The organism is Robertmurraya kyonggiensis (assembly GCF_005116465.1).
Taxonomy (GTDB): Bacteria; Bacillota; Bacilli; order Bacillales; family Cytobacillaceae; genus Robertmurraya; species Robertmurraya kyonggiensis.
The window spans coordinates 244644-268240 of the sequence record NZ_SWBM01000003.1 but is presented as its reverse complement, the minus strand read 5'-3'; the positions used below and the strand labels follow the sequence as shown (position 1 = coordinate 268240).

At 38.6% G+C, this 23597-nt stretch carries 28 protein-coding genes, 1 pseudogene and 1 riboswitch; of the genes and pseudogenes, 21 read left to right on the top strand and 8 right to left on the bottom strand.

Annotated features, from left to right (window positions below; genetic code table 11):
* The first annotated feature begins 64 nt into the window (after positions 1-64).
* Positions 65-859, top strand: coding sequence for a flagellar motor stator protein MotA (motA, locus tag FA727_RS15090; RefSeq protein ID WP_136832171.1), 795 nt, complete (start codon positions 65-67; stop codon positions 857-859).
* On the top strand, positions 852-1619 hold the full coding sequence (motB, locus tag FA727_RS15085) for a flagellar motor protein MotB (protein ID WP_136832169.1): 768 nt from the start codon (positions 852-854) through the stop codon (positions 1617-1619). Before motA ends, motB begins: the two co-directional genes overlap by 8 nt.
* A gap of 48 nt (positions 1620-1667) precedes the next feature.
* On the opposite strand, the gene FA727_RS24965 is transcribed toward motB, so the two are convergent.
* On the bottom strand, positions 1668-1793 hold the full coding sequence (locus FA727_RS24965; RefSeq protein WP_281280901.1) for a hypothetical protein: 126 nt from the start codon (positions 1791-1793) through the stop codon (positions 1668-1670).
* A 714-nt stretch (positions 1794-2507) separates the two neighbouring features.
* Positions 2508-2596: riboswitch (cyclic di-GMP riboswitch) on the top strand.
* 26 nt (positions 2597-2622) lie between these two features.
* On the opposite strand from FA727_RS24965, the gene FA727_RS15080 reads away from it, so the two are divergent.
* Entirely contained in the window at positions 2623-2751 is a 129-nt protein-coding gene (locus FA727_RS15080) for an anti-repressor SinI family protein (RefSeq protein ID WP_136832167.1), read from the top strand.
* 61 nt (positions 2752-2812) lie between these two features.
* Here the strand turns inward: FA727_RS15080 and FA727_RS15075 are convergent, their stop codons facing one another.
* Positions 2813-3136 carry a helix-turn-helix domain-containing protein gene (locus FA727_RS15075; RefSeq protein WP_136832165.1) on the bottom strand — a complete coding sequence of 108 codons (324 nt, stop codon included), beginning with the start codon at positions 3134-3136 and terminating at the stop codon, positions 2813-2815.
* 301 nt (positions 3137-3437) lie between these two features.
* Between FA727_RS15075 and map the strand changes: the two genes are divergently transcribed.
* On the top strand, positions 3438-4187 hold the full coding sequence (map, locus tag FA727_RS15070; RefSeq protein WP_136832163.1) for a type I methionyl aminopeptidase: 750 nt from the start codon (positions 3438-3440) through the stop codon (positions 4185-4187).
* A 61-nt stretch (positions 4188-4248) separates the two neighbouring features.
* Positions 4249-5238, top strand: coding sequence for an HD-GYP domain-containing protein (locus tag FA727_RS15065; protein ID WP_136832161.1), 990 nt, complete (start codon positions 4249-4251; stop codon positions 5236-5238).
* Positions 5239-5443: 205 nt separating this feature from the next.
* On the opposite strand, the gene FA727_RS15060 is transcribed toward FA727_RS15065, so the two are convergent.
* Positions 5444-5668, bottom strand: coding sequence for a DUF1128 domain-containing protein (locus FA727_RS15060; RefSeq protein ID WP_136832159.1), 225 nt, complete (start codon positions 5666-5668; stop codon positions 5444-5446).
* 167 nt (positions 5669-5835) lie between these two features.
* Here FA727_RS15060 and FA727_RS15055 point away from each other — a divergent pair, with 167 nt between their 5' ends.
* The 5 genes and pseudogenes from FA727_RS15055 to FA727_RS15040 all read left to right on the top strand — a co-directional run.
* A complete protein-coding gene (locus tag FA727_RS15055) occupies positions 5836-6336 on the top strand; it encodes a low molecular weight protein-tyrosine-phosphatase (protein WP_136832157.1) in 501 nt (166 codons plus the stop codon).
* Positions 6323-6661 carry a YtxH domain-containing protein gene (locus tag FA727_RS15050; protein WP_170209275.1) on the top strand — a complete coding sequence of 113 codons (339 nt, stop codon included), beginning with the start codon at positions 6323-6325 and terminating at the stop codon, positions 6659-6661. Before FA727_RS15055 ends, FA727_RS15050 begins: the two co-directional genes overlap by 14 nt.
* Positions 6662-6715: 54 nt before the next feature.
* Entirely contained in the window at positions 6716-7543 is an 828-nt protein-coding gene (locus tag FA727_RS15045) for a YihY/virulence factor BrkB family protein (protein WP_136832153.1), read from the top strand.
* Positions 7544-7606: 63 nt separating this feature from the next.
* Positions 7607-7777 carry a hypothetical protein gene (locus FA727_RS24080; protein WP_158318881.1) on the top strand — a complete coding sequence of 57 codons (171 nt, stop codon included), beginning with the start codon at positions 7607-7609 and terminating at the stop codon, positions 7775-7777.
* Between the two features lie 88 nt (positions 7778-7865).
* Positions 7866-8222 (top strand): annotated as a pseudogene (locus tag FA727_RS15040) (IS1595 family transposase); the annotation flags it as partial.
* A gap of 27 nt (positions 8223-8249) precedes the next feature.
* Here the strand turns inward: FA727_RS15040 and FA727_RS15035 are convergent.
* Both FA727_RS15035 and FA727_RS15030 read right to left on the bottom strand, forming a co-directional pair.
* Positions 8250-8453: a helix-turn-helix transcriptional regulator gene (locus tag FA727_RS15035; RefSeq protein ID WP_136832151.1), complete on the bottom strand. Its 204-nt coding sequence runs from the start codon at positions 8451-8453 to the stop codon at positions 8250-8252.
* Positions 8454-8756, bottom strand: a complete 303-nt coding sequence (locus tag FA727_RS15030) for a hypothetical protein (RefSeq protein WP_136832149.1) — start codon at positions 8754-8756, stop codon at positions 8454-8456.
* Positions 8757-8952: 196 nt separating this feature from the next.
* On the opposite strand from FA727_RS15030, the gene FA727_RS15025 reads away from it, so the two are divergent.
* Positions 8953-9408, top strand: coding sequence for a GNAT family N-acetyltransferase (locus tag FA727_RS15025; RefSeq protein WP_136832147.1), 456 nt, complete (start codon positions 8953-8955; stop codon positions 9406-9408).
* 240 nt (positions 9409-9648) lie between these two features.
* On the opposite strand, the gene FA727_RS15020 is transcribed toward FA727_RS15025, so the two are convergent.
* Both FA727_RS15020 and FA727_RS15015 read right to left on the bottom strand, forming a co-directional pair.
* Complete coding sequence (locus FA727_RS15020) at positions 9649-11571, bottom strand: heavy metal translocating P-type ATPase (protein ID WP_136832145.1); 1923 nt, start codon at positions 11569-11571, stop codon at positions 9649-9651.
* Positions 11572-11762: 191 nt separating this feature from the next.
* Positions 11763-12929 (bottom strand): MFS transporter, encoded by a 1167-nt coding sequence (locus FA727_RS15015; RefSeq protein WP_194138537.1) that lies wholly within the window; start codon positions 12927-12929, stop codon positions 11763-11765.
* A 129-nt stretch (positions 12930-13058) separates the two neighbouring features.
* Between FA727_RS15015 and FA727_RS15010 the strand changes: the two genes are divergently transcribed.
* On the top strand, positions 13059-13442 hold the full coding sequence (locus tag FA727_RS15010; RefSeq protein WP_136832141.1) for an OsmC family protein: 384 nt from the start codon (positions 13059-13061) through the stop codon (positions 13440-13442).
* A 118-nt stretch (positions 13443-13560) separates the two neighbouring features.
* Positions 13561-14358 carry a YfkD famly protein gene (locus tag FA727_RS15005; protein ID WP_136832139.1) on the top strand — a complete coding sequence of 266 codons (798 nt, stop codon included), beginning with the start codon at positions 13561-13563 and terminating at the stop codon, positions 14356-14358.
* A gap of 40 nt (positions 14359-14398) precedes the next feature.
* Here the strand turns inward: FA727_RS15005 and yfkAB are convergent, their stop codons facing one another.
* On the bottom strand, positions 14399-15520 hold the full coding sequence (gene yfkAB, locus FA727_RS15000; protein ID WP_136832137.1) for a radical SAM/CxCxxxxC motif protein YfkAB: 1122 nt from the start codon (positions 15518-15520) through the stop codon (positions 14399-14401).
* Between the two features lie 215 nt (positions 15521-15735).
* Between yfkAB and FA727_RS14995 the strand changes: the two genes are divergently transcribed.
* From FA727_RS14995 to rlmD, 8 genes are all read left to right on the top strand, one after another.
* Positions 15736-15924: an SE1561 family protein gene (locus tag FA727_RS14995; protein WP_136832486.1), complete on the top strand. Its 189-nt coding sequence runs from the start codon at positions 15736-15738 to the stop codon at positions 15922-15924.
* Positions 15925-16206: 282 nt separating this feature from the next.
* Entirely contained in the window at positions 16207-17751 is a 1545-nt protein-coding gene (locus FA727_RS14990; protein ID WP_136832135.1) for a fumarate hydratase, read from the top strand.
* 106 nt (positions 17752-17857) lie between these two features.
* A complete protein-coding gene (locus tag FA727_RS14985; protein ID WP_136832133.1) occupies positions 17858-19096 on the top strand; it encodes an MFS transporter in 1239 nt (412 codons plus the stop codon).
* Between the two features lie 99 nt (positions 19097-19195).
* Positions 19196-19732 (top strand): CueP family metal-binding protein, encoded by a 537-nt coding sequence (locus tag FA727_RS24495; protein WP_194138536.1) that lies wholly within the window; start codon positions 19196-19198, stop codon positions 19730-19732.
* A 121-nt stretch (positions 19733-19853) separates the two neighbouring features.
* Positions 19854-20075 (top strand): hypothetical protein, encoded by a 222-nt coding sequence (locus FA727_RS14970; RefSeq protein WP_136832128.1) that lies wholly within the window; start codon positions 19854-19856, stop codon positions 20073-20075.
* 69 nt (positions 20076-20144) lie between these two features.
* Complete coding sequence (pdaA, locus tag FA727_RS14965; RefSeq protein ID WP_136832126.1) at positions 20145-20939, top strand: delta-lactam-biosynthetic de-N-acetylase; 795 nt, start codon at positions 20145-20147, stop codon at positions 20937-20939.
* Positions 20940-21025: 86 nt separating this feature from the next.
* Positions 21026-21880, top strand: a complete 855-nt coding sequence (locus FA727_RS14960; RefSeq protein ID WP_136832124.1) for a DNA-3-methyladenine glycosylase family protein — start codon at positions 21026-21028, stop codon at positions 21878-21880.
* 24 nt (positions 21881-21904) lie between these two features.
* Positions 21905-23290: a 23S rRNA (uracil(1939)-C(5))-methyltransferase RlmD gene (gene rlmD / locus FA727_RS14955; RefSeq protein ID WP_136832122.1), complete on the top strand. Its 1386-nt coding sequence runs from the start codon at positions 21905-21907 to the stop codon at positions 23288-23290.
* Positions 23291-23597 lie beyond the last annotated feature (307 nt).

The following is a 23597-nucleotide window of genomic DNA, read 5'->3' as shown; positions in this document are numbered from 1 at the left end:
ATATGATAGATTCAAACAATGATACTCTTATAAATAAACAAGCTAAGGGATAGGTGGACTATAAATGGATAAAACGTCATTACTTGGGATTTTGATTGCAGTTATAGGTGTTGGAGTAGGGATGGTTCTTAAAGGAGTAGAACCAGGTGTATTATTAAATCCAGCTGCAATTCTAATAATTATTATGGGTACGATTGGTACGGTAACCATTGCATTTCCAACAAGCGAAATCAAGAAGGTGCCTAAGTTATTCGGGATTTTATTCAAAGAAAAGAAGTTAATGAATCCTTCAGAGTTAATCAGCATGTTCTCTGAATGGGCACAGCTTGCTCGTAAAGAAGGACTTCTTGCATTAGAAGCAAAAACAAGTGAAATTGATGATGATTTCTTAAAAAATGGTCTTTCTTTAGCAGTAGATGGACAAAGTGCAGATTATATTCGCGATGTTTTATCAGAAGAAATTGAAGCAATGGAAGAGAGACATCAACAGGGTGCTTTGATCTTTACTCAGGCTGGAACATACGCGCCAACATTAGGAGTACTTGGTGCCGTTGTTGGATTAATCGCAGCTCTAAAAGATATGAGTGATATTGATGCACTTGGACATGCCATCAGTGCAGCCTTTGTAGCAACATTACTAGGGATTTTTACAGGGTATGCCCTTTGGCACCCATTTGCAAATAAACTAAAAAGAAAATCAAAGCAAGAAGCGAAATTGAAATATATGATGATTGAAGGCGTATTATCCATTCTTGAGGGAGAAGCACCACGAGTGATTGAGCAAAAGCTAGCTTCCTACTTACCAGCAAGTGACAGGAAGAAGTTCCTAGAAGAAAGCGGTGAGAAGAAGAGTGAGTAAACGTAGAAGGAAGAAAGAGCACCATGAAGAGCATGTTGATGAATCATGGCTCATACCGTATGCAGATATTTTAACGCTTTTATTGGCATTGTTCATCGTATTGTTTTCCATGAGCACAGTTGATGCACAAAAATTACAAGCTATGTCACAAGCTTTTAATGAAGCCTTATCAAGCGGAACAGGAATTTTTGAATATCCAAGTCCAATGCCTGAGAATGAGGCACAAGCTCTTGATGATGTGAAGAGTGAAGAAGACGAAGAACAGAATGAAGAAAAAGCGAAGCAAATTGAAAAGCTTGAGCTTGAAAACATCCAAAAAAAGGTCGAAGCTTATATAGCAGAGAAGAATCTGACCGATAAGCTTGATACGTCCTTAACAGATGAAGGTTTGTTGCTAACCATCCGTGACAATGTGTTGTTTCCATCTGGAAGCTCAGAGGTAAGAGCAGAAGATTTAAAGACGGCAAGTGAAATTTCAGATTTACTTGTTATGAGTCCACCGAGAAATATCGTGATAAGTGGGCATACAGATAATGTACCTATTAAAAATCCTCAGTTTGAATCGAACTGGGAACTGAGTGTCATGAGAGCCATCAACTTTATGAAAATCCTTTTAAAGAATGACCAATTAAACCCTCAGTGGTTCAGCGCAAAAGGTTTTGGTGAGTTCCAACCAGTTGCGAGCAATGATTCAGCTGAAGGAAAAGCAAAAAATCGCCGTGTAGAGATATTGATTTTACCAAGAACATCAACGAATTAAGTACAAAAAAGCTAGCTTCAAAGGGTCGCGACAAACGACTTATTGAAGTTAGCTTTTTTGATCCTTTGATTCTTCTTGCTTGACTGTTGGTTTACACATCCGGTCTAATAGAAAGCCGATAGCAATCATCGATGCAATGGGAATTGCAAAATTGAGAACATGAAAGAATGTCATTGCATTACCACCTTTCGTCCTATACTTATAGTAATTATATTCTTTTTGTCACCAATTTGACAAATAAATTTAACAGAATATTCAAAACTTAATATGACACAAAAAGGAAAGATAAATGCGAGAATAAGGCGAAATTTCAAGAATATTGTTCGTTAAAAAGAAAAATATGACGATTTATCTCTGTGTTAAAACTGTTATAAAAGTACTAAAATAGAGATATATTCTTTATAAAGAACATGTCATCGGTTTATAGAACAATAGAAAAGGTGATTAGCATGTATCGGAAAAATTGTGAGAAATGTAATAGGCCTTCTTTTAGTAGTAGTGAGTTTGGCAAATGGTCTTGCCCTTTATGTGGAAACGATTTAACTGAACGCCCTTTCTTTGATGCAAACACACATGAACGGATTCATGTGAAAACCTTCCCAAGAAAGAGGCTCCTACAAAACTACCAGAAGTTATAGAATTCGGTATAGCTTTCATTTTAAGTCCGTAGCAGTGAAAAATCTTCTCATGCATTTTCGACAGAAAGAAACAGAAATAGTTGTAGTTATACATAGATAAGGAGGTATTGAGAAAAATAAATTAGTTTTTCTGTTAGGGAATGACGATTTTTGTAGGAAAATAATATTCGAAAAATTCACTCTAATGACAAATACCTACACTTTTATTGCAAGAAAGGAAGTAGACTAAGTTTGGGATAAAAAATATAGGACGCTAAAAAGGCAAACTTATTGAAAAATAGGGGCGCAAAGTCGCGGGTCTAAGGTAGGTATTGATGCTATGACGGCTGGACTGCTGAAATTCGATCCGAATTTTAGGGGGAAATATGGTGATAGAAGTGAGAACGAGCATTGAGGGATTGGATACGGAATGGCTTGAATTAATTAAAGAAGCAAAAAACCTAGGGATAGAGAAAGAAGAAATTCGGGAGTTTCTTAACAGAAAAGAGAATTGAGATACGTTGTTGCTCACTCCTAAAAGACCATTAAAAAAAGCCTGTTCAAAAAATGAACGGGCTATTTGCCTTGATCTATTTTCCATTTGTTAAATTCAAGATACTCTCTAAATTGGTCTTTCGTTACACCTGAATCCATCGCTTCTTTTACGATTTTAATCCACTCAGAGTCAAGATCGTCGTCATTTAAGTGCTCGTGAATAAGGTAATCAACTGGGACACGCAAAACACCTGCGATTTTCTCCAGGAACTGAATGGATGGATTGCTTTGAAGATTCCTTTCTAAGGAACTTAAATATGACTTCGCCACTCCTGCTTGTTCAGCGAGTTCTGAGAGAGACATCTTTTTTTCTTGTCGGAGTTTTTTTACGCGATCACCAATCATGCAAGTCACACACCTTATCAATATGAATAATTTTATCATAACAAATATTTAAAAATAGTTCCATATTCAGAACGAAAAAGTTCTTTCTAATATTTTAACACATCTGATAATCTAAAGCCTATATAAGTTTTCGAAGTTATGGAAATTGTTAGAACAATATTTTCATCTACATAATAGTATAATTATTTCATGGTGACAATGCTAAAGAAAGAATGAGTGGTAAAATTTATTTTGATTGTGAGTTGAAAAGTATTACAATTATGTAAGGTACTTTTTGTACTCGTATTAAGGAGGGTCATAAATGATTGTTTTAAAATCACCAAGAGAAATTGAAATGATGCAAAAAGCGGGTGAATTACTTGCTTCTGTTCATAAAGAAATTGCAAAAATGATCAAGCCAGGTATCACCACTTGGGAAATAGAAAAATTTGTTGATGCTTATCTTGAAAAACAAGGGGCAACAGCAGAGCAAAAAGGTTATAAAGGATATGAGTATGCTACTTGTGCAAGTATAAATGATGAAATTTGCCATGGATTCCCTCGTAAAGAGCCGCTTAAAGAGGGTGATATCGTCACGGTTGATATGGTTGTGAATCTAAACGGTGCTCTTGCCGATTCAGCATGGAGCTATGCGGTTGGAAAGGTTTCTGATGAAACAGCGAAGCTTTTAGAAGTGACAAAAGAAGCTTTGTATAAGGGTATAGAGCAAGCACAGGTTGGCAATCGAATCGGAGATATCGGTCATGCCATTCAGACTTATGTTGAAGGAGAAGGATTCTCAGTTGTCCGTGATTTTATCGGTCATGGCATAGGTGCATCGATTCATGAAAAGCCAGATGTTCCTCACTACGGTTTACCAGGAAAAGGGGCAAGAATTAAAGAAGGAATGGTCTTTACGATTGAACCGATGGTAAACGTTGGTGAGTATTACATGAAGATGGATGATAACGGCTGGACAGCTAGAACAGTGGATGGAACTTATTCAGCACAGTACGAGCATACGATTGCCATTACCAAGGATGGTCCAATTATTCTTACTGAGCAAAAATAAACTTTATCTGAAATTGGCCAAAAATGGTCCCATAGAAAATATGGATTAGAAGGGGAAGTACATGAGACTTATTAGTATTGATGATTATAATCCAAAACTAATGCAGCTGGCACGGCCAATTTATGATAAGCACCGACGAGTTTTACTTGGAGCAGGGAGATCTATTCATCCAACGTATTTGCAAAGAATAAAGGGGTTGGACATCCGTTACTTATTCGTTGAGGATGCCGTTTCTTACGGGATTACGATGGAGGAAATGGTCGACATTCCAAACTGGATGGATGCTATTGATGTGTTAAAGAAGGCTTATGATGCTGTTGTTGAAAAAAAGGAACTTCCAATACGGGAGCTTCAAAGACAAGTGCTTTTACTTGTCGATGAGGTCTCGAAACGAAAGGCGATTTTCTTAGTTCCAACTTCTTCTTTGGCAGAGGAGCTAAGAGAATATGCGCATTCTGTTAATGTCACACTTTTGGCGCTCCAATTAGCGAAGAAATTAGGCATCTCCCAAATTCAGATTAAGGATTTGGCGATGGGTTGCCTGCTACATGATATTGGAAAAGTTTTAACGGTTTCCGATGAGACAGAGCATCATGCAAGGGTGGGCTTTGAGTACTTAAGAAAAATCCGCGAAGTGAGTCTCTTATCTGCTCATGTTGCCTATCAGCATCATGAAGCAGTTGATGGAAGTGGGGAGCCTCGAGGAATTCCAGAAAAGGAAATCCATGAGTTCGCACAAGTATGTGCCATTGCGAATTTTTATGAAAACAGTCTTTCGAAAGAAGGATTACCGCCACATGAGGCGATGGAGTACGTCATGACCAAAAGCAATATCATGTTTAAAGCGGATTTAATCAGCCTTTTCGTGCAGCAGGTTCCTAGTTATATTCCAGGAACAAAAGTACGACTTAATAATGGTCGTGAAGGAATCGTAACGAAAATTCTTGGGAGCTTACAGCGTCCATATATTCGCTACATAGATACCAATGAAGAGATTTCTTTAGCGGAACATCATACACTGCTTATTACTGAGGTTTTGCAAGAAGCGTAAAATACGAAGAAGCTATCCCGAGATGTAGTTTAAATATCTACATTTGGGATAGCTTCGCTTTTAATTGTCTGTCTTTGGAATTGAATAGGTCATGTGGACACTATCCGTTGGATACTTGCAATAGTTGTCTTTATGAAGGCTTCATGCGGACACTAATCATTGGATTCTCCCGATAGTTGTCTTTATGAACTTCAAACTTTCTAGCTTATTGCTTGCGCAAGTTACCTAGCTCTTCTGCAAGGGCCTGCATTTCGTTCGGGCTGAAGGAATCTTTCTTCATCACTAAGTCATAGATTTCTTTTAATTCTTCATACATATTTTCATCAAAATGAGATGGCTTAATGGCGCCAAAGTTGAGCACTTTCAGTTTTTCTTTAATTTTTTCAATCATAAATTCCACATTTTCAATCGAAGCAACTGATAAATTCATGTTGATCCCCTGCCTTTACTTTATAGTCGATTAATTATATGCACAGTCCATAGATGAATATTAACATCTCTCAGGCATTAAATATATCATAATGGTACAGATTTTTAAAAGAAGTATTGCGTAGTACATAGGTATCAAAGAAAATGGAAGCAAGGAGGGAATGTCACATGGTTAAAGTGTTATTTGTTTGTCTCGGGAATATTTGTCGTTCTCCAATGGCGGAGGCGATGTTTCGTCATGAAGTAAAGAGGGAAGGATTAGAAAAGATGATCCAGGTGGATTCAGCAGGGACTGGAGACTGGCACGTTGGACAACCTCCTCATCAAGGTACACTAAATATTCTTGAGAAAAATAGCATTAGTGCTGCAGGATTAAGGGCTCGGCAGATTCATGAACAGGATTTAGATGAATTTGAATATATTATCGCCATGGATTCAGATAATAAAAGGAATATTGAAATGCTCAAAACAGCTTATCCGAAGGCAAAAATAGAAGTTTTACTGGATTTTGTTCCAAGTACTCAGGAAAAAAATGTTCCAGACCCATACTATACGGGGAATTTTCAAGAGGTTTTTGATTTAGTTGAACAAGGCTGCAAGAATTTATTGGAACATATCAAAACAACTGATTTAAACGGAAAGGAAGGACATGCTAATGAGTACCAATAAGTTTTGGAAGGGCATTTTACTTGGAGCTCTAGCTGGAGGCGCGATTAGCCTACTCGATCGACAAACAAGAACATCTGTCGTAGAAAGCTGCAAAAAAGGAACAAAAGAGGTATCCCATTATATTAGTCATCCTACTGAAATGGCGGAAAAAATTAAGGTGAAGACTTCCAAATTACGTTCGACGGTAGAACAAGTCAGTGAGGATGTATCGTTTATAGCAGAAAAGGTAGAAGAGTTGAGAGATGTAACACCAACTGTAGTGGGTATCGTCAAAGATACGAAGGAAGCTTTTGCTCACGATGAAGAGGAAATTCCTTATTCTTGAAAAATATTGTTTGAGAAAAGAGCTTTATGAAAAACCATAAACCGAGGTGGTGGAATGGAGCTTTTTAGTATAAGAGGGTTGTTGTTTTTATGGAAAAGAGTTGAGGAGGATGATGTATTTGGATTGGCTGCTCAGCTGGCTTATTTCTTCCTTTTGTCTCTTTTCCCGCTATTGATTGTACTTGTTTCGTTGATTCCCTATTTACCAATTACACAGGAAGAAATGCTTGGAGTAGTGGCAGATTTTGCTCCTGGTGAGACGATGGAGTTCATCAATACCAACTTAACAGAAATTATGAGCCACCAAAGTGGTACATTGCTATCTTTCGGGATTATCGCAACCATTTGGTCCGCCTCTAATGGGTTGAATGCGATTATTCGTGCCTTTAATAAAGCGTATGAGGTGAAGGAGAGTCGCTCCTTTTTTGTCTCAAGGGGAATCGCGGTTCTTTTTACGTTAGCGATGATCTTTGTCTTTATTGTAGCCTTGCTACTGCCTGTTTTTGGTAAGCAAATTGGCTTGTATTTGTTTGATACATTTGGCTATTCAAATCTCTTTCTCGGTTTTTGGAATATGATACGCTGGTTATTAAGTGCCCTTATCATTTTTATTGTCTTTCTCGTTTTATACTGGCTAGCACCGAACAAGAAATTTAAATGTATTGATGCATTGCCAGGGGCGACTTTTTCAACAATAAGCTGGCTAGTTGTTTCAGGTGGATTTTCGTATTATGTGAGTAATTTCGGTAATTACTCGGCCATGTACGGAAGTATTGGGGCCGTGATTGTCATGTTAATTTGGTTTTATCTATCTGGGATTATTATTATTCTCGGAGGGGAAATCAACGCTTTATCGAGTTATTTGAAGGATGACAGCTGTTGAAATGGCGTATGCAATAGGCGTACGTCATTTTATTGTTGTTGGGAGGATTTATCTGCTGATTTGTTGAATTGTTTGATAGAGAAAAAATTATGGAGGGAGAAATTAGGTTTTGCTCAGACCTTTGCTGCAGAAATCGATGGAGAGCCAGTACATTATGAACTCGTATTGGATGGTTTCAAAGTAGGCATAGCAACTAAGGAATCGACAAAAAAAGTACATGGGTTATCGCCATGACAAAATAGGGGCTGTGAAATTGTCGTTTGGACAGAAGATGCTGACTCAGCCATACAATATTTATTGGAGAACGGGGCTACAATATACTGTGATAGGTGAGTATATTCACCCATCTGCTTTGTTATGTACAGATACAGCAACGAACTATAAAAAGTTTGCCAGAATAAAGGGATTACAGCACGAAACTGTCAATGAACGACAAAAACAGCGTGTAAAGAAGGGAATCTATCACATTCAACACGTCAATAACTTTCATAATCGTTTGAAGACTTGGATGGAAAGGTTTCAAGGAGTTGCAATGAAATATTTGGACAACTATCTCTATTGGTTTCGTTGGCTTGAATTAGGGAAGAATTTAGCATTTGAAAAACGAGTGGAGCAAATGCTTATTTCAGCGTGTCAAAAATCAAATTACGGAACTGTTCAAAAGTTGAGGAGTGCATAAAAAAGACCTCGATATGAGGTCAATTTATCACTTTCTAATAGAACCACTGATGAAAAGTCCATCTACTGTGGTATCCAAAACAGAGGCTATGTCAAACGCTAATTGTAAAGTAGGGTCGTATTTATCATTTTCGATTGCATTTATTGTTTGTCTGGATACCTTACAGAGTTTAGCCAGTTCTTCCTGGGATAATTTAGCTGATTTTCTTAATTCTCTAATGTGATTTTTCATTTAATCACCATATTTTTTTCTGTAAATTAGTAATGTTACCAGATATATAATTGAAATCACCGTCATAAACACTATGGGCGAAATTCCATTCCCATTGTAAGAAGTATTCCCCTGGATAGTTAGATAAATTGACTGTGCAACTTCTAAAATAAGCATACCTATAACTACGATAAACGCATATGATTGAGCTTTCGAGTTGATAAACTTCCTTCTTTCATCACCCTTTTGAAACGATGGTGCAACAAAAATCAAAATTCCACTAACTAACAATATGACTGAATACACAATTTTAACATAATCCATTTTTAGTTCCCTCCCTTGTTAAAAATGTAAAAAGTTTTTTACACTTGTTATTGTAGCATTAGTTTTAAAAATGTCAAATCCTTTTTACATTTTAAATTATTTATAAAACTATAACTAAAAACAACAATCTTTTAGAAAACAGCCTTTGTAAAAGAAAAAGAATCTAAAAATACTATTGAAATTGAGGGACATGATAATGGCTCAACACGGAATCTTAATTGTTCAGTACGATCCTAAGTATACTGAGCAAACAGTGAAAATGTGGAGAGAAAGTAAAGAACGAGCAATTGGTCAGAAAGAAAAGCATAGCTTCGAGAGTCATTTGTATTTTTTAGATCAAATATTACTAGAGCGATTTCAAATAGACTTAGCATTGATTGATGAAAAAGTAGTAGGAATGGTTGCCTACAATAAAACGGAAATAAGTCAGCTTTATGTTCATTTAGATTATCAAGGAATAGGTATTGGTCAAGCGTTACTAGAGAAAGCGAAAGCACAATCAGACGGAGTATTAACCTTATACACTTTTGAAATAAATAAAAACGCACAGAGATTTTATGAAAAGAATGGATTTGAAATAATAGGTAGAGGGTATGAAAATGAAGAAAATTTGCCTGATATTCAGTATGAGTGGAAGGAATTAATCTATTAAAAAAGCAAACCCGCCAGTAAAGGTGAGTTTGCTGTTCTATTCGCTGTTTTCGTAATGATTGTGGTTTTTCTCGTAAATGTCCAAAAGCCGACATTTACACTTCCTACGAGGTTCTTATTCACACATTATTTTTGCACGGCACTTTTCGCTGCCATCTGATTTTCATTTGATTTTAAACTTAAAATGTATTTACCAAGTTATTACTCAAAAGCAACAATGTTTGCGAAAAGAGCCTTCCTATTAGTTAGACTTCAACAATCTCAAGCCATTTAAAATAACCAAAATTGTACTTCCTTCGTGACCAATGACACCAAATGGTAGGTCGATAAATTGAAGGAAGTTAGTGATGATGAGTAGCATGATGACACTAATCGAGAAAATTACATTTTGCTTCACGATTTGATTCATCTTTTCTGATAGTTTAATAGCTTCGGCAATACGCGGCAATTCGTTTTTCATTAAAACGACATCAGCCGTTTCGAGTGCCACGCCAGACCCTTCACCCATGGCAATCCCGACATTAGCTGTTGCAAGAGCGGGGGCGTCATTGATACCGTCTCCGACCATAGCCACTTGTCCGAATCGTTCCTTCAGTTTTTTCAATTCATCTACTTTATTTTCCGGTAGGCACTCTGCAATAAATTCATCTACATGGCTTTCTGCTGCGATTGCGTTAGCTGTACTTTGGCTGTCTCCTGTTAGCATGACCGTGTAGATGCCTTTTTTTCTTAATGTCTTGATTGCTTCCTTTGTTTCGTCACGTACAACATCTTTTAAGGCAACAACGCCAACAATCGCGTCATTCTTTTTCGCAAAAACAACCGTTTTTCCTTCGCTTGATAGCTTTGGAGCTACCCCATCTAGAAATGCATCGGCTGCATCTTTTCCAACAAAATCAGCTTTTCCGATTTTCCATTTATCTTGTGCAATAGATGCTTGAACCCCATAACCTGAAACGTCTTCTATACTTTCGAGTGTCATTAGTGGTTTATGAAGTTCCTTTTTTGAGTATTGTACGATGGCATTTGCCAATGGATGGGTCGAATGACTTTCGATTGATGCTGTGATTGATAAAATTTCTTCAACGTCTAATCCTTCTAAAACAAATACATCTGTTACTTCAGGCTTTCCTTTTGTTAACGTACCTGTTTTATCAAAAGCAATGGCTTTTAAATGTCCGAGATTTTCTAAATGGACGCCACCTTTAAATAGAATTCCATGTCTTGCGCCGTTTGAGATTGCTGATAAGCTTGCTGGCATAATCGATGCAACAAGGGCACAAGGTGAAGCAACAACGAGTAGAATCATCGCACGATAAAAGGTTTCCGTCCAAGTCCAATCTAATAAGAAATGTGGTAAAAACATCATCAAGGCGACAACGGCAAGAACAACCTTCACATAAGTTCCTTCAAACTTCTCGATGAAAAGTTGAGAAGGGGATTTCTCGCTTTGTGCGGATTGGACGAGCTGGATGATTTTTTGAAAAAGGGTTTCCGTACTCGCTTTCGTAATTTCAACCGTTATTGATCCGTTCAGATTCACCGTGCCAGCATATACATCTTCATCAATCCCTTTTGTAACGGGAATCGATTCACCTGTAATGGCAGCCTCATCCACATTTGTTTGTCCTTTGACGATCCGGCCGTCTGAAGGAACGCGTTCCCCTGGCTTAACGAGAATCAAGTCGCCAATTTTTAAATCAGAAACTGCAGTGATCTTTTCAATTCCGTTTGTGACAACCAAAGCTTCCTCAGGCTGTAACTCCATTAAAGCGGAGATTTCTTTATGACTTTTGTTCATTGTGTAAGTCTCTAACGCACCACTCATGGAGAAAATGAAGATTAAGATCGCTCCCTCGGTCCAATAACCAATGATGGCTGAACCAATCGCGGCAAAAATCATTAACATTTCCACATTGAGTTCTTTGTTTTCAATTGTGTCTTCGATTCCTTCTTTTGCTTTTGCAAATCCTCCGATTACAAATGCGAAAAGGAACAAGACAATCGAAGCCGTCGTGAACTCATTTTTTTCTAAAATCCAACCAATTAATATTAAAACCCCACTTAAAATCGCGGCAATCAATTCGGCATGTGGCTTGATTTTCTCGAGTCTACTTTCGTTATGTGCTTGCACTTCTGCTACTCTGTTCATTTCTGCTTCCATTTCTATGTCCTCCTCTTGTAGTGAGAATTAATATCAATTACATAATCTAATTGAGAAAAATAATCATCATCAGTACCCTTAAAAAACACGAAAGCTGTCATCAAATGGATGACAGCAGGTTTATTTCTAAAAACTATTAATTTATATTTATTCTAATTATAACAGAAGGTGTTCGATTCGTGAAGTATTTTTTATAGAGTGAGTCCTTCCATTTCTTTTCGTGGTTTAAAGAAGAATAATGCAATAAAAATGCTAATAAGCATAAGTCCAATCATATAGAAAAGACTTACTCCTTTTAGATACTCAATCATTAAACCTCCGAGAAATGGTCCTGCCATACTGCCAATCCCATAAAAGACACTGCACATAATATTTCCAGCAGGGAGAAATTGTCTTGGTAGAAGGTCTGCCATATAGGTGATGCCAAGAGAGAATGTGGAGCCAACCAACATCCCGCTAATAAAAAAGCAGGTAAACAGGGCGGCTTCTGATGCTTCAAATATTCCAGCCGCGATAAAGGTTAGAAAACCAGCGCTCATGACAAAGCTTAATGTCTTTTTTCTACCGTAACGGTCACTTAAATAGCCAAGCGGCATTTGAAAAACGATTGTGCCAATGGCGAAAGCAGGCAATATGATCGAAACGGAATCTACATCAATACCAATTCTTAACGCATAGACTGGAAAGTTTCCGTTTAAAGACCCTTCCAAGAATCCATAGCAGAATGGCGGAAGGAAGGCAATCCAAGCATATTTCCACACTTTCCCAAACCGTTTAAAGGTGTTGAAAAAGGATGTATCTTCGATTGAATCCTGAGCAGGAAATTCGTTTTTTAGCAAAAAGATTGTCACCCAAGCGAGCAAGCTTAACACCGCGGATAAGATAAACGGTAAGTTTTCACTTATTTCGAGTAGTCGGGTCATCATCGGTCCACCGGCAAATCCTAAACTGAAAAATACTCCATAAAGCGCTATGTTCCGTCCTCTGTTGGCAGCAGTGGAGAAGGAGGTAATCCAAGTTTGTGTTCCGAAGTGGAGGAGGCTATCTCCGATTCCGATCAAAAGTCGCAAGATAAACCAAAACCATAAAGACTTCCATACAGGAAAAAGTGCCATAGACAGAATAACAATCAATCCGCCGATGACGATCGTTGGTTTGAAGCCGAGTTTCTGTAACGGTTTTTCCATAAATGGTGAAATGCCTAATATTCCGATATAAATGGCTGTTGCATGCAATCCGTTGATGGAAGATGAAAGTCCATCCTGTTCAAAAATAATTGCAATAAGCGGCATGAGCATTCCTTGAGAAAATCCAGAAATCGCAACAATACCTACGAGAATCCAAAGCCTTATGTTCATTTTGTGTATACCCCGTGATTTCCAATATTCTTCCTGATGTTAACTGATAATAGGGAATTTTGGCAAGAAGGAATCTTTGTAAAATTGCAGAACTTTTTTTATTATTAGGATGAAGAGAGGGTGAACAATATGGAGTTTAAAATGAAAGAAGTAGGTTTTTATACAGAAACAGCCAACGGTAGATTGAACATCGCTGGCGATGAGAATTATGGGTTCCGCCCATTTCAGTTGCTTGTCTCATCAATCGCAGTTTGTAGTGGTGGCGTCATGAGAAAAATTTTAGAGAAAAAGCGAATTAGCTATGATGATATTCATATTAAGGCGGATGTGGAAAGAAATCCTGACAAGGCAGACAAAGTGGAGAAAGTGCATTTGCATTTTACCATTACTGGTGCACAGATCGAAGAGCATCAAATGGAGAAAATCATGGTGTTAACGAGGAAAAATTGTTCGATGGTTCAATCTGTTTTGGACAGTATTGAGATAGAAGAGAGCTTTGAATTAATCCGATAAATTAAATTATGGATAAGATGGTAGAACTCTGAAAAAACTATGTATACGAGTTGATTTCTAGATGATACGTGACGAATGGAATTGACTCCTACATATTGTGAAGGGAGTTCTACTCATTATGAAAAAAATGATACCCTTTTTAGTAGTTGGACTATTTATTTTGCAATTGTCCATACCGAATGCACTAGCAGCCAAAAAGGTTGAGGATATAAAGGTCCCAGATTCGGTCCTCAATATTACGAAGGAAAATACGTACCCAAATCCAACGCAGAATTTGCCAACTTTGCAGCCAAGTGAGCTGACGTCTGATTTGATTGCAACAACGAAAGTGAAAATTGAGAATCCAAATTTAATCCGGATGCTTAATGAAACGAGTGTGAATAGTACGCCATTTGCGCTCGGTTACCGTGCGGTGATTTATTTAGGTCATTGGCCTTTAAACTATGAATCAACCGAAACGGCTCCTAACTGGGAATATCAAAAAGTGAATACGAATTATTATGATAATCGAGGAGGCAAGGCGAATTATCAAATTCACTATGTTCAAGAAGCCCAAAAGGTTGTAGAGGGTGGCTTAACAGCAAAAGTGCCACAAGCGGATGATGTGAAAAAAATGATGTTACTGAGAGCAGCGGAAAAAACAAATCTTCCTCTCTCATTCCAAACCGTAGTTGGAGCAGGGACGAAGAAGGGGCATGTCTACAACATCGCTCCCAAAAGACTTGGTTACCTGTATGGATACGTACCTGCGGTAAATGAAAAAGGGAAAGTTACTTACGGAGAAGTTTACTTAATGCTCAAAGGTAATAAGAAAATGATTGTTGTCAAAAACGTGACCTCACAAGGAATAGGGGCATGGATCCCTATTCAGGATTACATTTCATTTCAATTTATTGCATCGGATAAACCTGTATAAAAAAGAACGTCGGCCAGCTCACTGGTCGACGTTTTCTCTATTATAGACTTATTTTAGCTGTACGATTTTGGAAATCAATTTCCGGATAGTAACTATTTTTCACCAAGACGTTCGGACCAAGACAGCGTACAGCTGGACAATGGCAATTTAGGCTTTTTGCCAAGTCGGACTGCATCCATTTTTCGTAAGCCGCTGGAAGTGTGTCCGTTTGAATATTGCCCAGTGGAGGTGTATCGCCAAAATCAGTCACAATAACATCGCCTGTGAAAATATTGATATTTAAGCGTGAGCGTCCATCAGGATCGTTGCGGACTGTCACCTTCTTACTATTGTATAAACGTTGCTGAAGCTCCAAATCTTTTTCATTGCTGTTACAAGGGTAAAATGGCAGTGTGCCAAATAGCATCCATGTATTTTCATCTCGGATATCAAGGAGATGATGAATGGCATCTCGAATCTCATCAAGACTTAATACCTCAAGGGCTGAAGCGAAGTCTGATGGGTACATTGGGTGCACTTCATGCCTTCCGCACTTCATTTCCTCTACGATTTGATGATGGATATGTTCAAGATGAGGCAATGTCCGTTTGCTTAGCATCGTTTCTGCAGAAACCATCACGCCTGCTTCTGATAAAGCGCGGCTATTTTCAATCATTCGTTGAAAAAGAACAGCACGTTGTTCCACGGTCGGCTTTCGCTCCATCATCGCGAATCCACCTTCGACGAAATCCTCGAGGGTTCCCCAGTTGTGTGAGATATGTAAAACATCCAAGAATGGAGCGATTTTTAAATAACGCTCCAGATCAAGTGTTAAATTCGAGTTAATTTGCGTACGAACTCCGCGGGAATGGGCATACTGAAGTAAAGGGAGCACGTAATTTTCAACGGACTTTTTCGATAACATCGGCTCTCCACCAGTGATACTTAACGAACGAAGAGTTGGAATTTCGTCTAATCGTTTGACGAGCAGGTCGAAAGAAAGAGCATTCGGGTCCTTTGGTTGCAATGTATAACCTACTGCACAGTGTTCGCAGCGCATATTGCACAAAGTCGTTGTGGTAAATTCGACATTCGTTAATGTCATCTTCCCATATTGCTCTACATCCAAATAGGCTTCCCAAGGATCAAAGCTGGGAGTTATTTGTCTTTTTGTTATGTTCATGAAGAAAACTCCTTTTTATTATAGGCTCTTTTCGAATTTTATGCGAAAACAGTCTATAGCTAACACAAAATACCTTTATTATCAATTTCTATGTTCGTTATGTCAATGTATTTCTCTTATTTTTCCTTCGATACAGGTTGCCTATCTGAAAAGGGTATTGTACGATGGAAGACGATGTTTATTGGAAAGTGTTTTATTGGAAGGAGCAAATAACAATGGGTAATCCGATTAAAGAAAAAGGCGACCAAGTCGTATTTTTAAAGCAACGTTTAGGTATGTTCCTAGACCTTTTAGATGCGATTGAGCCTGAAAGCACAGAACTAGAGGATATTGATCGTCTAATTTCGATCATTGATGACTTAGAATCCAAATGCCGCGAATTTAAAAACCGAGATGAAGAGTAATTTGTGAAGAGCCTAATTAGGGCTCTTTTTCAATTTCCGGAAAAAATGGTAGACGTTCCGGAATTATCGACCGAAGTTCCGGAATTATTTCGATTTGTCCAGAATTCCTTCTCAAATTTCCGGAAAAAGCTCCCTGGCGATTATTGAGTTTGTGCCACTTTCATTAAAATGCCGATAGGAGTATAATAAAAACCGAAGAATTATTGTAATTTTCACAAACAAAGGGTTAAGCGTTTACTTTTTTTCAGAGCAAAAGGGGACAAAGGGAAAGGGGAAACTTGCATGGACATTCAAAAATTTCAGAACAGTATGTACAAGCTGATTGTTGAAACATCAACAAACTTACCAAAAGACGTACGCCGCGCAGTAAAAGCTGCAAAGGAAAAAGAAAGCGCTGGAACACGTGCAGCGATGAGCTTAGCAACAATTACAAACAATATTAAAATGGCAGATGACAATGTATCGCCGATTTGTCAGGACACAGGGCTGCCAACCTTTAAAATTAAAACACCAGTTGGGGTTAACCAAATTGAGCTCAAAAAGGCCATTCAAAACGCGATTGCAGAAGCGACAAAGGACGGAAAGCTTCGTCCGAACTCAGTTGACTCATTAACAGGGGAGAATAGCGGGGACAACTTAGGGCTTGGTCTTCCCGTCGTAAAGTTTGAGCAATGGGAAAAGGATTATATTGATGCGCGCCTGATTTTAAAAGGTGGCGGTTGTGAAAATAAAAACATCCAGTATAGCTTGCCTTGTGAGCTTGATGGCTTAGGCCGTGCTGGTCGTGACTTAGACGGTATTCGTAAATGTATTATGCACTCTGTATATCAAGCGCAAGGGCAAGGGTGTAGTGCTGGCTTTATTGGGGTGGGAATTGGCGGCGACCGCTCTTCAGGTTATGATTTAGCGAAGGAACAACTTTTCCGTTCGAATGATGACGTGAATCCGCATGAAGATCTTCGTAAGCTTGAAGAATATATTATGGAAAATGCCAATGAACTAGGAATCGGAACGATGGGATTTGGGGGAGAAACAACTCTTTTAGGTTGTAAAATTGGCGTGATGAATCGTATTCCAGCAAGCTTCTTTGTGTCTGTAGCTTACAACTGTTGGGCGTTCCGTCGCTTAGGGGTCGTCGTTGACGCTGCAACTGGTGAAATCAATGAATGGTTATACCAAGAGGGAGACAAAATTGACTTTGCCCCAGAGGCTGAAAAAGAAACAGCAGCTGCTGTTGAAGCGGAACCAGAAGTCATCACGTTAAAAGCACCGATTAAGGAAGAACAAATTCGTGAACTAAAAGTAGGAGATGTCGTCCGAATTGATGGCAGAATGTACACAGGTCGCGACGCCATTCATAAATATTTATCTGAGCATGACGCACCAGTCGACTTAGATGGTCAAATTATTTACCACTGTGGACCTGTTATGTTGAAAGATGAGGAAGGCAACTGGCATGTGAAAGCAGCTGGGCCAACAACAAGTATCCGAGAGGAACCTTATCAAGGGGATATTATGAAGAAGTTCGGAATCCGTGCAGTCATCGGAAAAGGTGGCATGGGTCCCAAAACTTTAGCAGCATTAGAGGAACATGGTGGCGTGTACTTAAATGCTATTGGTGGAGCTGCTCAGTATTATGCAGATTGTATTAAGTCTGTCGATGGTGTTGATTTAATGCAATTTGGAATTCCAGAAGCGATGTGGCATCTAAACGTTGAAGGCTTTACGGCGGTTGTAACGATGGATGCACACGGAAACAGCCTGCATCAGGATGTAGAAAAATCATCATTAGAAAAACTAGCTCAATTTAAGGAGCGAGTATTTTAATTAACAGCAGGAAGTCTGTAAACAGATAGCGAACTTAATTAAATACAAAATGACAAACGCTTGAAAATACTTTTTTCAGGCGTTTGTTTTGTTTAAGGGGGACGTGATGAAGGAATTATTCCGTGATAGAAAATTTGTGTTTCTTTGGCTCGCGCAAGCGGCATCTGGATTGGGAAGTACGTTTGCGACTTTTTCATTATCTTGGCTCGTATATGAAATGACAGGCTCAAAGATGGCGATGGGAAGTATCTGGCTTAGCTTCATGCTTCCGAATATCATTATTCAAATGTTTGCTGGTCCTTATTTGGATCAATGGGATCGAAAAAAAGTCATGATTTTTTCAGAATGGTTCCGTGCTGGAATCTTTCTTATTCCAGCCATTTTATTGCCTTTTGAGGTTTTAGAATCCTGGCATTTATACATAATATCTGTTGCGATTGGACTCGCTCAACCTTTGTTTTATCCTGCAAGCATGGCCTATATTGCTGATATTTTACCAAAAGATAAATTAACAAAAGGGAATTCTATATTAGAAGGTACTGGACAGTTAATGACTCTTTTGGGGCCAACTCTAGGAGGGATTTTAATTTCAGTATTTAGTGTAGAATGGGTGCTCTATATCCTGATTCTCGCACTAGGTGTTGCAGGTCTTTTATTAATGATGAATCCAAGCTCGAAAAAACAGCATGTGAAACAAAAGGAAAGCTGGTTTTTTCAATTTAAGGAGGGGCTTAAATTCTTTCGTGTCTATCCAGTATTATTCTGGGTTGGCATAATGATGATGTTCATTAATTTTAGTTCTGGGGCAGCTCAACCAATGTTCCTTCCTTATATCACGGATGAATTAGGTGGAACAGCTTTTCAATATGGATTGTTTACATCCGCTTTTTCCCTGGGGATGTTAGGTGGTTCCTTGCTGACAGGAATTTTAAAAGAGCCAAAGAATCGAAAAAGAGTAATGTTAGGTTCCTTATTCATAGATGGATTATTATTTATTGGTCTAGCTTGGACACCTTATTATTGGCTCGCTCTCGTGTTTTCGTTCGGACAAGGCTTATTTGCAATTATGTTTAATATCAACAATACAACACTATATCAGCGTAGAGTGCCTGAGCATTTACGTGGGAGAGTTTTCTCGGTAAGAATATTGCTTGCACAGGCTGGAATTCCATTCGGGGCCGCATTAGGTGGTATGTTTGCTGAAGCCTTTTCCATTCCGCTATTATTTGCTATTCTAGGGAGCTTGATTGTTTTAACAAATGTAATCTGTTGGATGCACCCGATTTTTGAGAAGTTGAACGACCATGAAATTAAAGACTTGGATAATAAAGATTTTTTGGCATAAAAAATGAAAATATTGTGTCTAGTACTGGAAATCGATCGTTAATTTGTCCAGAAATAGTATAATTCGATCATAAGAGGAATCGAATGAGAGGTGACTTACATGAAAGCGAAAATTGTGTTCCTTATTATGCTTTCTAGCATGATGTTAGTAGCTTGTAGTGGAGACAAGCAAAGTGAAGAAAGCTCTTCCGGAAAAAATGAATCGGTTAACATCAAGGAATTAGTTCATGATTACAGTACGGGTAGCATCAAAGGCGAAACAGCTTCTATTACTTCCAAGCAATTGAATGTAACGGATGAAGACAATAAGGAGACATTGTACGACTTGCCGGATGATGAATTTTTTGTTTCCATCGCTCCTTATATCAATGAAACTCATCCTTGAACGAATCATAGCTTGACAGGTTGTCAAGGAGAATTGGTAGAAAAAGAATTCGATGTATACATTGAAAATGAAGATGGCGATGTTGTAGTAGACGAAAAGTTGATTTCTCAAGCAAACGGATTTTTCGATTTATGGCTTCCTCGTGATGAAACTTATAAAATCACGATTGCTTATGACGGGAAAACCGTTGAATCAGAGCTATCAACTTTTAAAGAAGATGGAACTTGTATCACCACAATGAAGTTGAGCTAAAAATGAACTGCATCTCAATCAATTTGAGATGCAGTTTTTTGATCCAATTCAGTTTCAGAAGTAGTCTCCACTTGTACAAAACCTGAATATACTAAAGAAAAATGATTCGGAGGAATTCACAATGGATTTCTTATTAGTGGGAATCGGTCTATGGGGATTATTGATTTTGGGTGGATTGTTGTTTCTTTTTGGCCTTTGGAAAAAGTCTTGGCTCGCGCACTTTTTTAGCGGGTTAACACTGCTTGTGCCAGCCATTATTCTTGCGACGCAAAAAGGAATTTTTATATTATTTATTCTTTTACCATTTATCGCTTTTGGATTTGCTGTTTCAGAGAAAAGGTAATCATTGTAAATCATCTTTTCCCTCCAATTAACGAAAAATAAGGAAAAAGTATTAGTAGGAGGAGAAGGAATGAAACTCAAACGAAGCATTTGTTTCCTATTTGTTTTTATGCTCTTTACCACCACTGCTTCAGCAAGTGTTAGCAATACAGCGATTCACTGGGGTTTTAAAAAAGGTAGAGATGAGCAGCCTGCAGAGGCGGGGCCAGAATTGGATCAGCTACTTGAAAAATATGATGCAGTATACAAAGGGGAACCAGAAAGAAAAGACATTTATTTAACCTTTGATAATGGCTACGAAAATGGCTATACAGAACAGTTTTTAGATATTCTGGAAAAAGAAAAGGTACCGGCGGCATTTTTTCTAACAGGACATTATTTGGAAAGCCAGCCTGATTTGGTTCGAAGAATGGCGGAGGAGGGTCATATTATTGGCAATCACTCGTATTATCACCCTGATTTAACAAAGGTTGATGATGGTCGGCTGGAGAGGGAATTAGAAAAAGTAAGAAAGAAGACAGAAGAGATCACGGGAATTAAAAATATGGTGTATCTACGTCCACCTCGAGGAGTGCTTAGCGAAAGAACTCTTAAGCTTGCAAAGGAACAGGGCTATACCCATATCATGTGGTCGGTTGCTTTTGTCGATTGGAAGGTCAATGAGCAAAGAGGTTGGCAATACGCTTACGATAATATTATGAGACAAGTTCATCCTGGTGCCGTAATCCTGCTTCATAGCGTCTCCAAGGATAATGCCGAGGCCCTAGAGAAAGCGATTAAGGATTTAAAGAAGAGAGGGTATACGTTTAAGACGCTCGATGATTTGATGAAAAGTAAAGCGATGAAGAATCCAATTCTGTTTTAAGTGATATGGCCCATGTCTCCGTTAAGTTCGGGAATGGGCTTTTTTTCGTAATTAATGCTATAATACGGGCAAATTGACTAGGTGGGATGACGGTGAAAATTTCGGGACCTTATAATTTTGATTTGGTGTTGGACAGGCTTGCTCTTGATCCACTTCATGCGATTGATAGAGGAAATAGAAGTGTTAATGTTCCACTGATGGTGAATCAGAAACCACAGGTGGTTGAAGTGAAAGCTATCGGGAGTACAGACGAGCCAGAGTTCAGCATTTCTTCACGTAATCCCGAAGCTATCGAAAAACTAGCCCATATTTTTCAATGGAACAGACCATTAACGGATATTCATGATCATTTTCAAATGACCGATCTGAATCCGATTTTTGAAAAACATCGCGGTACACCACTAGTGCTTGATTTTGATCCTTATGGCTGTCTGTTAAAATGCATTGTTCACCAACAATTGAACTTGAGTTTTGCGCATACCTTAACGGAGCGGTTTGTGAAGACATTCGGATTTGAGGTGGATGGTGTATTCTTTTACCCACAGCCTGAAAAAGTAGCAAGTCTCACAGTTGAGGATTTAAGAGAGCTGCAATTTAGTGGTCGGAAAGCAGAGTATGTGATCGGCATTGCTCAAGCAATTGTAGATGGGACTCTAGATATAGATAGTCTTCGTAAAAAAACAGATGAAGAAATTATGAAGGAATTAATTAAGCTGCGTGGTGTCGGGCCTTGGACTGTCCAAAATCTATTGATGTTTGGATTGGGTCGTCCGAATCTCTTTCCAGTGGCAGATATTGGTCTGCAAAATGCATTAAAAAAACTATATAATCTTGAGAGTAAGCCAACTCTAGAAGAGATGGAAGAATATAAAAAGGCGTGGGAGCCTTATTTAAGCTATGCTTCCCTATATTTATGGAGAAGTCTTGAGGAAGCAATGTAGAACGAATAGATGGAGTGAAGCATCATGAAAAAAAAACAAACAGTGAAAATACAACTGAAGCAAACCTTTCCTTTAACGATCAAGCGACTAGGGATCAATGGGGAAGGTGTCGGTTATTTTAAAAAGCAGGTCGTCTTTGTACCAGGTGCGCTGCCGGGTGAAGAAGTGGTAGTAGAAGCAACAAAGGTCCATCCGAAATTTGCGGAAGGTAAAATAAAAAAAATCCGCAAGAAGTCAGCTTACCGAGTTCAGCCACCGTGTCCAGTGTATGAGGAGTGTGGAGGTTGCCAGTTGCAGCATTTACGCTATGACCAACAGCTAAAAGAGAAGCGGGATATCGTTATTCAGTCGCTTGAACGACATACGAAATTAAAAGTAGATGCGCTAGAAATTCGAGAGACGATTGGAATGGAAGACCCGTGGAATTATCGTAATAAGAGTCAATTTCAGGTTGGAAACCGTGATGGTCAGGTATTAGCTGGTTTGTACGGAATCAATTCACACAAACTAATTAATATTCAGCAATGTGCGGTTCAGCATCCTTTAACAAATAAAGCGACGGAAGCAGTCAAACGTATTTTACAGGAACTCAATATTTCGATTTATAATGAAAAAACGAGAAAAGGAATTGTTCGGACGATTGTTGCGAGAGTTGGGATTCAGACTGGCGAATTGCAAATTGTTTTGATAACGTCGCAAAAAGAATTGCCGAAAAAGAACATTCTTGTAGAGAAAATTAAGACTCATGTTCCTGAAGTGAAGTCGATTGTGCAGAACGTCAATGGGCAGAAGACGTCCCTTATTTTTGGTGATGAATCAGTCACATTAGAAGGAAACGATTTTATTCAGGAGACGTTGGGTGATTTACAATTCGAGCTTTCTGCGCGAACATTTTTCCAACTGAATCCTGAACAAACAATCAGACTCTATAATGAGGTCAAGGATTCTGCAGGACTGACAGGGGCAGAAAAGGTTGTCGACGCTTATTGTGGAGTCGGTACGATTGGCTTATGGGTTGCTGATAAAGCTGGTGAAATTCGTGGCATGGACGTGATTCGTGAATCGATTGAAGATGCCAAGAAAAACGCGGCTCGTCATGGAATTAAGCATGCAAAATATGAGGTAGGAAAAGCAGAAGAAGTCATGCCGAAATGGGTGAAGGAAGGCTGGAAGCCGGATGTGGTTATCGTTGACCCTCCGCGTACAGGGCTTGATCAGCAATTGCTGAAAACCATTTTACAGGTGAAACCGAAAAAAGTAGTATACGTGTCATGTAACCCTTCTACTTTGGCAAAGGATATCGCCGTATTGTTACCAAAATACAAGGTTGAATTCATGCAGCCGGTCGATATGTTTCCACAGACGGCGCACGTGGAGTGTGTTGCCTTGATGTCTAGGGTGGAGAAATAGCGCTATTCAAAGTAATGATAAATAAAGGGTTTTCGAGATTGGGAAACATTCTGCCAGTTGTGCGATGGATATTCTTAGTCTCGAAAACCCTTGTTTTTATTTATTAAGGAAACATATCGACTGTGGAAATGGGCAAAGGGTTGAGGAGATAGGATGGATAATTTTGTAGGGTGTGGAGATAGGATAGATGTAATAAATAACAAATGTCCAAACTATATCTGTTCGAAATGATAGGTGGAATTGAAATAATAAGTATTTAATATAAACAGTATATATCAACGCTAATTCATATCTATTACCATTAAAT

Coding starts and splice junctions, on each gene's coding strand:
- FA727_RS24965 (WP_281280901.1), bottom strand. CDS start 1,793: ATGACATTCTTTCATGTTCTCAATTTTGCAATTCCCATTGCATCGATG.
- FA727_RS15035 (WP_136832151.1), bottom strand. CDS start 8,453: ATGAAAAATCACATTAGAGAATTAAGAAAATCAGCTAAATTATCCCAG.
- FA727_RS15065 (WP_136832161.1), top strand. CDS start 4,249: ATGAGACTTATTAGTATTGATGATTATAATCCAAAACTAATGCAGCTG.
- FA727_RS15050 (WP_170209275.1), top strand. CDS start 6,323: ATGAGTACCAATAAGTTTTGGAAGGGCATTTTACTTGGAGCTCTAGCT.
- FA727_RS15045 (WP_136832153.1), top strand. CDS start 6,716: ATGGAGCTTTTTAGTATAAGAGGGTTGTTGTTTTTATGGAAAAGAGTT.
- FA727_RS15055 (WP_136832157.1), top strand. CDS start 5,836: ATGGTTAAAGTGTTATTTGTTTGTCTCGGGAATATTTGTCGTTCTCCA.
- rlmD (WP_136832122.1), top strand. CDS start 21,905: ATGAAAAAAAAACAAACAGTGAAAATACAACTGAAGCAAACCTTTCCT.
- FA727_RS15005 (WP_136832139.1), top strand. CDS start 13,561: ATGAAAAAAATGATACCCTTTTTAGTAGTTGGACTATTTATTTTGCAA.
- FA727_RS14990 (WP_136832135.1), top strand. CDS start 16,207: ATGGACATTCAAAAATTTCAGAACAGTATGTACAAGCTGATTGTTGAA.
- FA727_RS14995 (WP_136832486.1), top strand. CDS start 15,736: ATGGGTAATCCGATTAAAGAAAAAGGCGACCAAGTCGTATTTTTAAAG.
- FA727_RS14970 (WP_136832128.1), top strand. CDS start 19,854: ATGGATTTCTTATTAGTGGGAATCGGTCTATGGGGATTATTGATTTTG.
- FA727_RS15080 (WP_136832167.1), top strand. CDS start 2,623: ATGGTGATAGAAGTGAGAACGAGCATTGAGGGATTGGATACGGAATGG.
- yfkAB (WP_136832137.1), bottom strand. CDS start 15,520: ATGAACATAACAAAAAGACAAATAACTCCCAGCTTTGATCCTTGGGAA.
- FA727_RS14960 (WP_136832124.1), top strand. CDS start 21,026: ATGACGGTGAAAATTTCGGGACCTTATAATTTTGATTTGGTGTTGGAC.
- FA727_RS15075 (WP_136832165.1), bottom strand. CDS start 3,136: ATGATTGGTGATCGCGTAAAAAAACTCCGACAAGAAAAAAAGATGTCT.
- FA727_RS15020 (WP_136832145.1), bottom strand. CDS start 11,571: ATGGAAGCAGAAATGAACAGAGTAGCAGAAGTGCAAGCACATAACGAA.
- FA727_RS15010 (WP_136832141.1), top strand. CDS start 13,059: ATGGAGTTTAAAATGAAAGAAGTAGGTTTTTATACAGAAACAGCCAAC.
- FA727_RS15015 (WP_194138537.1), bottom strand. CDS start 12,929: ATGAACATAAGGCTTTGGATTCTCGTAGGTATTGTTGCGATTTCTGGA.
- FA727_RS15030 (WP_136832149.1), bottom strand. CDS start 8,756: ATGGATTATGTTAAAATTGTGTATTCAGTCATATTGTTAGTTAGTGGA.
- FA727_RS14985 (WP_136832133.1), top strand. CDS start 17,858: ATGAAGGAATTATTCCGTGATAGAAAATTTGTGTTTCTTTGGCTCGCG.
- FA727_RS15060 (WP_136832159.1), bottom strand. CDS start 5,668: ATGAATTTATCAGTTGCTTCGATTGAAAATGTGGAATTTATGATTGAA.
- map (WP_136832163.1), top strand. CDS start 3,438: ATGATTGTTTTAAAATCACCAAGAGAAATTGAAATGATGCAAAAAGCG.
- motA (WP_136832171.1), top strand. CDS start 65: ATGGATAAAACGTCATTACTTGGGATTTTGATTGCAGTTATAGGTGTT.
- pdaA (WP_136832126.1), top strand. CDS start 20,145: ATGAAACTCAAACGAAGCATTTGTTTCCTATTTGTTTTTATGCTCTTT.
- FA727_RS15025 (WP_136832147.1), top strand. CDS start 8,953: ATGGCTCAACACGGAATCTTAATTGTTCAGTACGATCCTAAGTATACT.